Raw genomic sequence first — 12,729 nt, forward strand, 5'->3', positions numbered from 1 at the left:
GCCGGGGTGCCGGTGGGTGCCGCAACGTTGCGCGAGCTGCCGCTGGTGGGGGAGACCTCGCCCGAGCTGGCCGCCCTCGTGGACCGGGCGCACCGCGAGGCCCGCGCCCTGAACCGGCTGCTCGGCGTCCACCCGCTGGCCCTCGGCACGGTCGCGCCGGCCGACGTGCTGGGCGCCGACGCGACCGCCGCGCTGCGGACCGGGCTGGCCGCGGGACTCGGCGTCGCGCCGACGGCGTGGGAGGACCCGGGCGTCGTGCTCGCGCCCGCCGCGGACGCCGACCCGGAGCTGCTGCACGTGGTCCTGCTCCACACGACCGCGGTGGTCGCCGGGCCACCCGCACTCGTGGCCCGCCTCGCGGACGCCGACGTCTCCGACCTGCTCGACGACGCCTCCCTCGGCGCGCACCTGCGCGGCCCGGTGGAGGACGTGTCGGCGGCCTGGCTCCACGCGGCCGACCGGCAGGCGCTGTCTCTCGACCCGGACGGCGGGGCCGCGCACGTGGCGCGCCACGCCGAACTGACGGCCGTGCTGGAGACGCGGCCCGTCGTCGTCGAGCGGGTGGGGATGCGCGACCGGGACGCCCAGCGCGCCGCCGACGCCGTGGGCCTGCGCCGGGTGGGCCGGGAACGCGTGCTCCGCGTTGCCGCGCCCTGAGCTGGAATGGTCACGACACACCGCCTCGCCCGAGGGGAGGCGGCGTGTCGTGACCACTCTGCGCGGGAGGGCTTACCGCTCAGCCCGCCGGCTGCACCGCCTGCACGCGCAGGGACCGCCGCAGGGCGTCCGTGTGCTCCACGACCAGGCGCCGCAGGGCCCCCGGGGCGTCGGGGTGCTCGTCCAGCCAGCGCTGGGCCGCGGCCAGCGTCGGGTGCGACTCCTGCGCGTCGGCGCCGCCGGCCACCGCGTCCTGGCGGCCCGGGAACAGCCCGCCGATCGCGCGCGAGGCCAGCCCGTTGGACCGCGAGGCCCACACCGAGGTCAGGCGCGGCCAGAAGCCGGACTCGTAGGGGGCGAGGAGCTCGACCCCGCCCGCGGCGAAGCCGGCCGCCGTGGCCGAGAGCAGGTCGTTGGACAGCTCCGTGCCGGTGGTCGTGCGGCCGGACATGACCGCCTCCCACGCGGCGGCCTTGACCTCGGCCTCGGGGCGGGCGGCTGCGGCGAGCCGGTGCCACGTGACGGTCTGCGCCGTGCGGCCGGCCTCGAGCTCCGCGTCCAGGCGGTCCTGGTCGGCCCGGCCGGTCGCGGCGAGGGCCTGGAGCACGAGCCAGCGCAGCTCCGCGTCGACCGCCAGGCCCGGCGCGAACGCCGCCGCGTCCTCGCCGAGCAGGGCGGCCTCGAGGGCCGCGGCCATCCCGACGTCGGCCCGCGCCAGCGTCGCCCACGTGCGGGCCGCGGTGCGCTGGCGGTCGGAGCCGGCCTCGAGCGTGCGGGTCTGCTCGGCCAGGACCTCGCCCAGCCGGGACCGCAGCGCGTCACGGTCCTCGGCGCGGGCGTACTGGCCCACGGCCGCGGCGGCCTGCGCCAGCACCTGCGCGTGCACGCCCACGGTCGCGATCCGCGCGGACAGCGTCGCCACCGCGTCCAGGAACCGGGCGACCGGCAGCTCGCCGTCGCGGGTCATCGACCACAGGGCGGCCCACACGGTGGCCTCCGCGAGCGGGTCCGCGATGGGGTGCGTCAGGGCCGCGCGCAGCGAGCCCGCGTCGAGCGCGACGGCGGCGTAGGTGAGGTCCTCGTCGTTGGGCAGCACGAGGCGGACGCCCCCGGGCACCTCGAGGTCCGGCAGGGGCACGGCCGCGCCCTCCGCCCCACCCGGCACATCGGCGGTGACCTGGGCGGTGCGGCGCAGGACGCCGTCCTGCCCGGGCGTGAAGACGCCGACCTTCAGCACGTGCGGGCGGAGGATCGGCCCGCCCGTGACCGGGTCCGCGCCCTCCTGGCGCAGCACCGGGGCGTCGCCGTCGACGTCGACCCGCAGCCGGGGCACGCCGGAGGTGTGCAGCCACGCGTCCGCCCACGCGCGCATGTCCCGCCCCGAGGCGGCCTCGAGGACCGCCATGAAGTCGGCGAGGGAGGCGTTGCCCCACGCGTGGGCGGCGAAGTAGCGATGTGCGGCGTCGAGGAACGCGTCACGGCCCACGTAGGCGGCCAGCTGCTTGAGCACGGAGGCGCCCTTGGCGTAGGTGATCCCGTCGAAGTTCTGACGGGCGGCCTCGAGGTCGACGATGTCCGCGACGATGGGGTGCGTCGTCGGCATCTGGTCCTGCACGTACGCCCAGGCCTTGCGGCGGGACGCGAAGGTCACCCACGCGGTCCGGAAGTCGGTGGCCTCGTCCACGCCGAGGGCGCCCATGTAGTCCGCGAACGACTCCTTGAGCCACAGGTCGTCCCACCAGTGCATCGTCACGAGGTCGCCGAACCACATGTGCGCCATCTCGTGCAGGATCACGTTGGCGCGGCCCTCGTACTGGACCGCGGTGGCCCGCGAGGTGAACACGAAGTCCTCGGTGAAGGTCACGAGGCCCGGGTTCTCCATGGCGCCGAGGTTGTACTCGGGCACGAACGCCTGGTCGTACTTGCCCCACGGGTACGCGACGCCGAAGAGGTCGTGGAAGAACGTCAGCCCCCGCTTCGTCACGTCGAACACGGCCTCGGGGTCGAACGCGTCGGCCATCGTGCGCCGGGTGAACAGCCGCAGCGGCACGGCCTGCGCACCGCTGGCCGGGTGACCGTCCCAGGCGTCCTCCCACTGCGCATAGGGGCCGGCGAGCAGCGTCGTGATGTAGGTGGACTGGGGGAGCGTCGGGGCGAACTCCACCCGGACGACACCGTCCCCGGTCGGCGTCCGGGAGACCTCCGGCCGGTTCGAGGCCAGCACCCAGTCCTCGGGTCCGGTGAGGGAGAAGGTGAAGGCGGCCTTGAGGTCCGGCTGCTCGAAGTCCGGGAACACGCGGCGCGCGTCGGCGGGCTCGTACTGGGTGTAGAGGTAGACCTCGCCGTCGGCGGGGTCCGTGAAGCGGTGCAGGCCCTCGCCCGACCGGGAGTACACGGACCGGCCGACCAGCTCGACCACGTTCTGCGCCGCCAGGTCGGGCAGCAGCACCCGGGCCTCGCCCACGACCTCGGCCACGTCCAGCGCCGTGCCGTTGAGGGTCACCGACTCCACGCCGCCGTGGATCCAGTCCAGGTGGGTCTGCGCGCCGGGCTCGGCGCACGCGAAGCGGATCACGGTGCGGACCGGATAGGTGTCGGCGGCGGCGTCCCGGGCGTCGGAGAGGTCCACGTCCACGACGTAGTCCTGCACCGTGAGCAGGCGGGAGCGGTCCGCGGCCTCCGCGCGGGTGACGTTGGTGGCGTCGAGGTCGGGGGTGGTGTCGGTCAAGGCGAGCCTCCGGTCGGGGATCCAGCGGGGACGGCGACGCGCGGACACACCGGGGCGTGCCCGCGCGTCGGCGGTGGTCCGGGACCGGCGGCCCGGGGCCGCGTCAGTGCGGCGTCGGGACGGGCTGGCCCTTGGAGAGCACCGTCAGCCCGGATTCTGTGACGGTGTAGCCGTTCGCCTCGTCCTCCGCCCGGTCGAAGCCGATGCGCGCGCCCGGGGGCACGACCACGTTCTTGTCCAGGATCGCGTTGCGCACGTGGGCCCCCTCGCCGATCACGACGGAGTCCAGCAGCACCGACTGCTCCACCCACGCCTCGTTGTGCACGCGCACGTCCGTGGAGAGCACGGACTGGGCCACGGTGCCGCCGGAGATGACCACGCCCTGGGAGAGGATCGAGTCGTTCGCCGAGCCGGGGCGGCGGGTGGATGAGCGCACGAGCTTGGCGGGCGGGGAGACGGACTGGCGGGTGTAGAGCGGCCACTCGCGGTTGTAGAGGTTGAACTCCGGCCACGGCTGCACCAGGTCCATGTGCGCGTCGTAGTAGGAGTCCAGGGTGCCGACGTCCCGCCAGTAGTGCTTGCCGGCCGTGCCCCCGGGCACCTCGTTGGCGGTGAAGTCGTACACCCCGGCCTCGCCACGCTCCACGAACAGCGGGATGATGTCCCCGCCCATGTCGTTGTTCGACTCGGGGTTCTCCTCGTCCTGGTTCAGCGCCGCCACGAGGGCGTCGGTGTCGAACACGTAGTTGCCCATCGAGGCCAGGAACTGCGTGGGGTCGTCCGGCAGGCCGGGGGTCGTCTCCGGCTTCTCCACGAACGCCGAGATCCGCGTCCTGTCCTGTGGGTCCGTCTCGATCACCCCGAACGAGGAGGCCAGCTCGAGCGGCTGGCGCACCGCGGCCACGGTCGCCTTGGCGCCCGAGGCGATGTGCTGGTCCACCATCTGCTGGAAGTCCATGTGGTAGACGTGGTCCGCGCCGATGACGACGACGATGTCCGGCCGTGCGTCGTGGATCAGGTTCATGGACTGATAGATGGCGTTCGCGCTGCCCGTGAACCAGTCCTTGCCCCGGCGCTGCTGTGCCGGCACGGAGGCCACGTAGTTGTTCAGCAGCGTGGACATCCGCCACGTCTCGGAGATGTGGCGGTCCAGCGAGTGCGACTTGTACTGCGTCAGCACGACGATCTCGCGGTACCGGCTGTTGACCAGGTTGGACAGCGCGAAGTCGATGAGGCGGTACGTGCCGCCGAACGGGACGGCCGGCTTGGCACGGTCGGCCGTCAGCGGCATCAGGCGCTTGCCCTCACCGCCCGCCAGCACGACCGAGAGGACCTTCTTCTGCACCATCTGCGTCACTCCTCGTGAGCCGGGTCGTCGCGACCCGCACGCGTGCTCGGGGCGTGCGGGGCATCCGTGCCGCCAGACTATCGACCCCCGCCGGGCTGAACTAGGTTGGGGGCGTGCGCATCGACATCGTGAGCAAAGAGTTCCCCCCGTCCATCTACGGCGGTGCCGGCGTCCACGTCGCCGAGCTGACCCGTGTCCTGGCCTCCCGCGCCGACGTCCGCGTGCACGCCTTCGGCGCGCCGCGCGACCCGGACTACCACGGGGCCCGCGTCCTGACGTACCCGAACCCGCCCGGGTTCGACGCCGCCAACGGGGCCGTGCAGACCCTGGCCACCGACCTCACGATCCTCGGCGACCTCGAGGGCGCCGACGTCATCCACTCCCACACCTGGTACGCCAACCTGGCCGGCCACCTCGGCAAGCTCCTGCACCAGACCCCCCACGTCCTCTCCGCGCACTCCCTCGAGCCGCTGCGCCCCTGGAAGGCGGAGCAGCTCGGCGGCGGCTACGCCCTGTCCAGCTGGGCCGAGCGCACGGCGTACCTCGGGGCGGACGCGGTCATCGCGGTCTCGGACGGCATGCGCCGGGACATCCTGGCCTGCTACCCGGACGTGGACCCGGCGAAGGTGCACACGGTCCACAACGGCATCGACACGCAGGTCTGGACCCCGCAGACCGGCACCGCCGCACTGGAGAAGTACGGAATCGACCCGGACAAGCCCTCCGTCGCGTTCGTCGGCCGCATCACGCGCCAGAAGGGCGTGCCCCACCTGCTCCGTGCGGCCCTGCGGCTGCCGGAGGACGTCCAGCTCGTGCTGTGCGTGGGCGCCCCGGACACCGCGGAGCTGGCGCACGAGGTGAACGAGTTGATCTCCGAGCTGCGGCGCACCCGCCAGGGCGTCGTCGTGATCGAGGGGATGATCCCGCGCCACGAGGTGATGGAGATCCTCACGGCCGCCACCGTGTTCGCCTGCCCCTCGGTCTACGAGCCGCTGGGCATCGTCAACCTCGAGGCGATGGCGTGCGGCACCGCCGTCGTCGCCTCCGCCGTGGGCGGCATCCCGGAGGTCGTGCAGGACGGCGAGACCGGCCTGCTCGTCCCCTTCGAGCAGGTCGACGACGGCACGGGGGCGCCCGTGGACGAGGAGAGGTTCGCCGCCGACTTCGCGGCCGCGCTCACCCGCGTCGTGGAGGACCCGGAGCGCGCCCGCGCGATGGGTGAGGCCGGCCGGGCCCGCGCGATCGAGCACTTCTCGTGGGAGACCATCGCGGAGCGCACGATCGAGGTCTACGAGGCCGTGCTGCGCTGAGCCCGCCCGACCACGCACACGGGCCCCCGCCACCGCGAGGTGACGGGGGCCCGTGTGCGTCCGGGGACGGCCACGGTCAGCCGCGGCGACCCCGCGCCGCCTTCTCGCGGGCGCGCACGGCCTTCTCATCCTCCGGCTCCTCGCCGGCGGCCCGGCGGGCCGTGAACCAGGCGTGGGCCTCCTCCTGGCGCTGGGTCTCGGCGTCCGTGGCCACCGCCATGCGCAGGTGCTCGGGCTCGAGGCCGAACGACTCGACGAGCTCGAGGGCGAAGGGGCGCAGCCGCTCGGCCAGCCGGTTGACGTAGCCGCGCAGGGCCCGGGCGCGCTGGCTCGAGACGCGGCCGTGGGCCACGAACCAGCCGAGGTCGTCCTCGATGAGGCGCAGCGCGAACAGGTCGCGCAGCCACGTCAGGACGGTCTTCGTGGTCTCATCCGTGATGCCCTCCAGGGCGCGGGTGAAGGCCTCCCACTGCAGCAGCTCGCCGTGGTTGCGGGCGGCCTCGATGAGCTCGTGCTGGCGCGTGTTGAACGCCTCCGCCTGCGCCGCCTGGCCCTTGCCCCGGGCCCCCGAGAGGGTGCCGGCGATGTCGGCGGTCTTGGCACGGACGCGCTCGGTGAGCAGCTCATGCTGGACGGCGGGGTCCTTGAACCAGTTCGCCGAGCGGCGCTCGGACCCGCCGTCGGCCACGGACTGGACGGCCTTGTGCAGGCCCGCACGGTGGAGGGCGTCCGAGGCCTGATGGACCACGTAGCGGGAGACGGCGCCCACATTGAGACGTCCGAACTCCTTCGAGTAGTCGGTCAGCAGACGCTTGCCCACGAGCTGCAGGAGCACCGTGTTGTCGCCCTCGAACGTGACGTACACGTCCAGGTCGGCGCGCATCTGGGCCACCCGGTTCTCGGCGAGGAACCCGGCGCCGCCGCACGCCTCGCGGGCCTCCTGCAGGGTGTCCAGGGCGTGCCACGTGGTCAGCGGCTTCACGGCCGCGGCGAGCGTCTCGAGCTCCTGCCGGTCCACGTCCGTGTCGGAGCGGCCCGAGAAGACGTCGTCGAACTTCTCGACGAGCTCGTTGGAGGCGAAGGCGTCCGCGTAGGCGCGGGCCAGGCGGTCGATGAGGCGGCGCTGGTGGTTCTGGTAGTCCAGCAGCACCTCCTCCCGCTGCGGGTCGGAGGCCTTGAACTGGCGGCGCTGCTCCGCGTAGGCCAGCGCACCGTGCAGGCCGAGGAAGGAGGCCGTGGTGGCGGCGAGGGACAGGGAGACGCGGCCCTGGACGAGCGTGCCGAGCATCGTGAAGAAGCGACGCCCGGGGGAGGCGATGGGCGAGGAGTAGGTGCCGTCCTCGGCCACGTCGCCGTAGCGGTTGAGGAGGTTGGTGCGCGGGATGCGGACCTGAGTGAAGTGCAGACGGCCGTTGTCGATGCCGTTCAGTCCGCCCTTGAGGCCGTCGTCCTCGCCGCCCACGCCGGGCAGGAAGGCGCCCTTCTCGTCCCGGATGGGGACGTAGAAGCAGTGCACGCCGTGGTTGACGCCCCGGGTGATCAGCTGCGCGAAGACCGTGGCCGCCCTGCCGTGCAGCGCGGCGTTGCCGAGGTAGTCCTTCCAGGCGCCCTTGAACGGGGTGTGGATGACGAACTCCTGGGTCGCCTCGTCGTACGTGGCGGTCGTCGCGATCGAGGCGACGTCCGAGCCGTGCCCGATCTCGGTCATGGCGAAGGCGCCCGGGACGCTCAGGTCCATCGCGCCCGGCAGCCACCGGCGGTGGTGCTCCGCGGTGCCCAGGTGCAGGATCGCCGAGCTGAACAGGCCCCACTGCACACCGGCCTTGATCTGCAGGGAGGGGTCGGCGAGCACGAGGTCACCGAAGGCGGCGAGGTTGCCGCCGTGGTTGTCCTCGCCGCCGAACTCGCGCGGGAAGGCGCGGTGGACCGCGTTGCGCTCCACGAGGACGCCCAGCTGCCGCAGGACGCGGGCGCGGTGCTCGTCCATGCCGAGCAGCGGGTCGCGCCACAGGGCGGGATCCTTGACCAGTTCGCGGGATTCGCGGCGCTCCGCGGCCCAGCGGCCGAGGAGGGCCTCCTCGAGGGCCGCGGCGTCGAGGGAGCCGGGCGTCGGCCGCTCGGGCGCGATCTCGGCGACGTCGGAGGGAACCTCGGTGCTGGGCGTCGAGGACTGGGGGGCGAGCTTCTCGTGGACGGTCATGACGATGCTCCTGTTCGTGAGTGGGGGCGGGCGCGGACGGCGTCCGCCGCCGCGGGTTCGAGGGCGGCGCCGGGCGCGGCGCCGATGAGGCCGGTGAGCAGCCAGTCGGCGATGGCGCGGGCCATCGCCTCGACCGGGATGCGACCGGCGGCCGGGGTCCGCAGCCAGGTCTCGGCGGCGGCCCGGACGAGGCCGACGGCGGCGCGCGGCCACAGGGCGAGCGGGTCCGCCGGCGCCGGGGCGTGGCCCCGCGCGGCCATCCCGCGCGCCAGGCCCGACTCGAGCATGGCGTAGACGCGCTCGAGGAACGGGCCCAGCACAGGGGCCTCGGCCGCGGCGGGGGACGGGGCGACGGCGAACGCGTACACCTCGGGCGACGTCGCCGCGACCGTGAGGTACACCTCGACCATGCGACGCAGCGCCTCGGGTTCGGAGACCGGTTCGTCCGCGACCTCGAGCAGGCGGCGCTCCATGTGGGCGGTGACCCGCTCGGACACCGCCAGGCGCAGGCCCTCGCGGTCGCCGAAATAGCGGTAGTAGACGGTCTTGGAGGTGCCCGCGTGGGACGCGATCTCCTCCATCGAGGCGTGTGCGCCCAGGGCGTGCACGGCCGACCGGGCGGCCCGGACCAGTTCCAGACGGCGCTCGGCGCGGTGCCGGTCCCAGCGGACGCTGCGACCGTCCCGGGCGGTGGACGTGACGGGATTCACGAAACCGAGCGTATCAGGTACTGTGGATCACAGTCACCCACCCCGCCGACGTCCGTATCGTCCGTATCGTCCGGGGTGACAACGCCCCCGCCGCGTCGGCGGTGGGCCCGCCGTCGAGAGGACCGTCATGACCCACCACGAGACCCCCGCGTCCGAGACCGCCTCCCGCCCCGCCGTCGCCGGCGGAGCGCTGCGCCCCGCCGTCATCCTGGGCGGCAACCGCATCCCGTTCGCCCGTGCCAACACCGCCTATGCCGAGGTCGGGAACCAGGAGATGCTCACGGCCACGCTCGACGGCCTCGTCGCGCGGTTCGGGCTCCAGGGCGAGCGCCTCGGTCAGGTCACCGCCGGCGCCGTCCTCAAGCACCCGCGCAACTTCAACCTCACCCGCGAGGCCGTCCTGGGCTCCGCGCTCTCCGCCGAGACCCCGGCCGCCGACGTCCAGGTGGCCTGCGCCACCGGCATGGAGGCCCTGGGCACCCTGGCCAACAAGATCCGGCTCGGTCAGCTCGACTCCGCCATCGGCGGCGGCGTGGACTCGATCTCGGACGCCCCCGTCTCGCTCTCCGACGGTGCGCGCCGCGTGCTGCTGCAGCTCAACACCGCCAAGACCACGAAGGACCGCCTGCGCGCCCTCGCCCAGCTGCGCCCCGGGCAGCTCGTGCCCGAGCCGGCCGGCGCGGGCGAGCCGCGCACCGGCATGTCCATGGGCGAGCACCAGGCCCTGACCACCCACAAGTGGGGCATCACCCGTCAGGCCCAGGACGAGCTCGCCGCGGCCTCCCACCGGAACCTCGGCGCCGCGTACGCCGCCGGGTACATGGACGATCTGGTGACCCCGTTCCACGGCCTGGCCCGCGACAACAACCTCCGCCCCGACTCCACGCCGGAGAAGCTGGCCGGCCTGAAGCCCGCGTTCGGTCGCCAGCTGGGGGACGAGGCGACCATGACGGCGGCCAACTCCACCCCGCTCACCGACGGCGCCTCCGCGGTGCTGCTCTCCTCCGAGGGGTGGGCCGCCGAGCGCGGGCTTCCCGTGCTCGCCGAGTTCGTGGACATGGAGAACGCCGCCGTGGACTTCGTCGACGGGCACGAGGGCCTGCTCATGGCCCCCGCCTACGCCGTCCCGCGCCTGCTGGCCCGGCACGGGCTCACCCTCGACGACCTCGACTTCGTGGAGATCCACGAGGCGTTCGCCGGCACCGTCCTGTCCACGCTCGCCGCCTGGGAGGACGAGGAGTACTGCCGCGAGCGCCTCGGGCTGCCGGGTGCGCTGGGCTCGGTGGACCGCGCCCGGCTCAACGTGCACGGCTCCTCGTTGGCGGCCGGTCACCCCTTCGCCGCGACCGGCGGCCGCATCGTCGCCCTGCTGGCCAAGATGCTGCATGAGAAGGGGGAGGGCTCTCTCGGCCTCATCTCCGTCTGTGCCGCCGGCGGCCAGGGCATCGTCGCCCTGCTGCGCGGCCGCTGAGCCCCGACCGACCCGATCCGAGAGGACCGACCATGACCGACCGTTACGGCACCTTCGTCGCCTCGCCCTTGGGCCGCCGCCTCACCGGCGCCCTGGGCCTGCCTCAGCCCGTCGAGCTGCGCCGGCACACCCCCGGCGACCCCGTGCTGCCCGGCTCCGTGCTCGTCCTGGGCGCGACCCCCGCAGCCGCGGACGCCCGCACCCTCTTGGCCTCGTGGGGCCTCGAGGTTGCCGACGCCCCCCGGGAGGGCGCCCGCCACGCGGCGATCGTCGCGTGCTTCGACGGGGTCGCCACGCCCGCGGACCTCGGCGCGGTGGCGCTGGAGATCGGCGGCGCGCTGCGCTCGCTGGGCTCCTCCTCGCGCGTGGTGACGGTGTTCGAGGACCCCGAGTCCGCCACGGACCCGACCCTGCGCGCCGCCCGCCAGGGCGTGACGGGCCTGACCCGCTCCATCGCGCACGAGATGCGCCGCGGCGGCACGGCCAACGGCCTGGTCCTGGGCGAGGGCGTTCCGCTCACCGCCCCCGGTGCGGCCGGCGCGCTGGCGTTCCTGCTCTCCGGCCGCGCGGCGTACGTCTCCGGCCAGTTCGTGCCCGTCGCCACCGCCAACGGCGCTGTCCCCGCCGACGCGGCGCGCCCGCTGGCCGGCAAGGTCGCCGTGGTCACGGGCGCCGCCCGCGGCATCGGCGCCGCCATCGTGCGGACGCTCGCCCGCGACGGGGCCGTCGTCGTCGGCGTGGACGTCCCGGCGGCGGGTGAGGCGCTGGCCGAGGTCGTGAACGAGGTGGGCGGCACCGCGCTCGCGCTGGACATCACGGCGCCGGACGCCGGCGCGCGCATCCTCGAGCACTGCCGCACCCGGCACGGCCGGATGGACGTGGTGGTGCACAACGCCGGGATCACCCGGGACCGGATGCTGGCCAACATGGACGCCGCACGCTGGGACTCCGTCCTTGCCGTGAACACCACGGCCCAGCTGGCCATGAACGAGGCCTTCCTCGCCGAGGACGCCCGGGACGTGGCGGGCCACGGGCTGCGCATCGTGGGCCTGGCCTCCATCTCCGGCATCGCGGGCAACCGCGGCCAGACGAACTACGCGGCATCCAAGGCCGGGGTGATCGGCCTGACCGCGGCCTCCGCCCCGGTCCTCGCGGCCCGCGGGGGCACGATCAACGCGGTGGCCCCGGGCTTCATCGAGACCGAGATGACCGCGAAGATCCCGCTCGCCACGCGCGAGGTGGGCCGGCGGCTCAACTCGCTCCAGCAGGGCGGCCTGCCGCAGGACGTGGCCGAGACGGTGGCCTGGCTCGCCTCGGACGCCGCCGGCGGCACCAACGGGGCCACACTGCGGGTCTGCGGCCAGTCGAAGCTGGGGGCGTGAGGATGCAGACCACGCAGCTGTCCGCCCCGCCCTCCCTCGGCCGGCTCTACGTCCGGGCCGCCAGGCAGGCCGCCACGGACGCCGTCGTCCGTCGGCGCCGTCCCCGCGAGCTCCCGGACCGTCAGGTGGTCGTGACCGGCCACCGCATCCCGGCCGAGGCCGTGACCGCGTGGCGCGGGGCCGTCGGGTCCGCGGATCCGGCGGACCTGCCCTCGGTCCTGGTGCACACCCAGGTGTTCGGCGCGGCCATGGAGCTGATGGCCGACCCCGAGTTCCCGCTGCCCCTGCCCGGGCTGGTGCACCTGAGCAACACGGTCCTGCACCACCGGCCCGTCCCGGCTGAGACCGCCCTGCGCGTCACCGCGCGTGCGGTGGGTCTCGTCCCGCACCACGCGGGCACGGCCGTGGACGTCGTCGTGACCGTCGAGGGGCCCGGCGACGACGGCGCGGAGGCACTGCTGTGGGAGGGCGTCTCCCGGTACCTCGCCAAGGGCGTCCACCTCTCCGGCCTGCGTCCCGAGCGGCCCGCCCGCCCGGACTTCGTGCCCCCGACGCCGACCGCCCAGTGGCGCTTCGGCACGGGGGCCGGGCGCCGGTACGCGGGCGTCTCCGGGGACTGGAACCCGATCCACCTGACCGGCGTCTCGGCCCGCCTGTTCGGCATGAAGGGCGCGATCGCCCACGGGATGTTCCTGGCCGCCCGGATGCTCGAGGGCCGGGAGCCGGCCGGCGCCGGGTTCCGCTGGCACATCGACTTCGAGGCGCCCGTCGTGCTGCCGACCACCGTGGCCGTCCGCTACGAGCCCGGGCCCGACGGCGGCACGCGCGTGTGCGGCTGGGATGCGCGGCGCCGGCGCCCGCACTTCTCCGGGGAGATCACTCCGCTCGGGTCCTGACGGCCACCGGGCCCGCGCACCGGCCCG

9 protein-coding genes are annotated in these 12,729 nt (G+C 74.3%); 5 read left to right on the forward strand and 4 right to left on the reverse strand.

Translation table 11 applies throughout. The features are described 5' to 3' along the window. The first annotated feature begins 12 nt into the window (after nt 1-12). Nucleotides 13-657, forward strand: coding sequence for a hypothetical protein (locus AC0VX0_RS05520; RefSeq protein ID WP_223247538.1), 645 nt, complete (start codon nt 13-15; stop codon nt 655-657). A 79-nt stretch (nt 658-736) separates the two neighbouring features. Here AC0VX0_RS05520 and pepN read toward each other — a convergent pair whose 3' ends face one another. Continuing rightward, a complete protein-coding gene (gene pepN / locus AC0VX0_RS05525) occupies nt 737-3,385 on the reverse strand; it encodes an aminopeptidase N (RefSeq protein WP_069941299.1) in 2,649 nt (882 codons plus the stop codon). A 103-nt stretch (nt 3,386-3,488) separates the two neighbouring features. Continuing rightward, the gene (gene glgC, locus AC0VX0_RS05530) at nt 3,489-4,733 is read right to left on the reverse strand and encodes a glucose-1-phosphate adenylyltransferase (protein ID WP_069941300.1); all 1,245 of its coding nucleotides are present in this window, start codon (nt 4,731-4,733) and stop codon (nt 3,489-3,491) included. Nucleotides 4,734-4,846: 113 nt separating this feature from the next. On the opposite strand from glgC, the gene glgA reads away from it, so the two are divergent. Then, nucleotides 4,847-6,043 (forward strand): glycogen synthase, encoded by a 1,197-nt coding sequence (glgA, locus tag AC0VX0_RS05535; RefSeq protein WP_044658928.1) that lies wholly within the window; start codon nt 4,847-4,849, stop codon nt 6,041-6,043. 76 nt (nt 6,044-6,119) lie between these two features. Here the strand turns inward: glgA and AC0VX0_RS05540 are convergent, their stop codons facing one another. Together AC0VX0_RS05540 and AC0VX0_RS05545 are read right to left on the reverse strand one after the other, a co-directional pair. Further along, nucleotides 6,120-8,243, reverse strand: a complete 2,124-nt coding sequence (locus AC0VX0_RS05540; RefSeq protein ID WP_144869172.1) for an acyl-CoA dehydrogenase family protein — start codon at nt 8,241-8,243, stop codon at nt 6,120-6,122. Next, nucleotides 8,240-8,953, reverse strand: a complete 714-nt coding sequence (locus AC0VX0_RS05545; RefSeq protein ID WP_036315211.1) for a TetR/AcrR family transcriptional regulator — start codon at nt 8,951-8,953, stop codon at nt 8,240-8,242. The genes AC0VX0_RS05540 and AC0VX0_RS05545 overlap by 4 nt, the downstream gene beginning before the upstream one ends. A 127-nt stretch (nt 8,954-9,080) precedes the next feature. Between AC0VX0_RS05545 and AC0VX0_RS05550 the strand changes: the two genes are divergently transcribed. From AC0VX0_RS05550 to AC0VX0_RS05560, 3 genes are read left to right on the forward strand one after another with little or no spacing between them, the layout of a single operon-like run. Continuing rightward, complete coding sequence (locus AC0VX0_RS05550; RefSeq protein WP_216886044.1) at nt 9,081-10,424, forward strand: acetyl-CoA C-acetyltransferase; 1,344 nt, start codon at nt 9,081-9,083, stop codon at nt 10,422-10,424. A 32-nt stretch (nt 10,425-10,456) separates the two neighbouring features. Continuing rightward, entirely contained in the window at nt 10,457-11,806 is a 1,350-nt protein-coding gene (locus tag AC0VX0_RS05555) for a 3-oxoacyl-ACP reductase (protein ID WP_475452011.1), read from the forward strand. 2 nt (nt 11,807-11,808) lie between these two features. Beyond that, nucleotides 11,809-12,702: a MaoC/PaaZ C-terminal domain-containing protein gene (locus tag AC0VX0_RS05560; protein ID WP_216886057.1), complete on the forward strand. Its 894-nt coding sequence runs from the start codon at nt 11,809-11,811 to the stop codon at nt 12,700-12,702. Nucleotides 12,703-12,729: the final 27 nt, after the last annotated feature.

The organism is Micrococcus sp. iso_26, from assembly GCF_056172975.1.

Coding starts and splice junctions, on each gene's coding strand:
- glgC (WP_069941300.1), bottom strand. CDS start 4,733: ATGGTGCAGAAGAAGGTCCTCTCGGTCGTGCTGGCGGGCGGTGAGGGC.
- AC0VX0_RS05540 (WP_144869172.1), bottom strand. CDS start 8,243: ATGACCGTCCACGAGAAGCTCGCCCCCCAGTCCTCGACGCCCAGCACC.
- AC0VX0_RS05550 (WP_216886044.1), top strand. CDS start 9,081: ATGACCCACCACGAGACCCCCGCGTCCGAGACCGCCTCCCGCCCCGCC.
- AC0VX0_RS05555 (WP_475452011.1), top strand. CDS start 10,457: ATGACCGACCGTTACGGCACCTTCGTCGCCTCGCCCTTGGGCCGCCGC.
- AC0VX0_RS05560 (WP_216886057.1), top strand. CDS start 11,809: ATGCAGACCACGCAGCTGTCCGCCCCGCCCTCCCTCGGCCGGCTCTAC.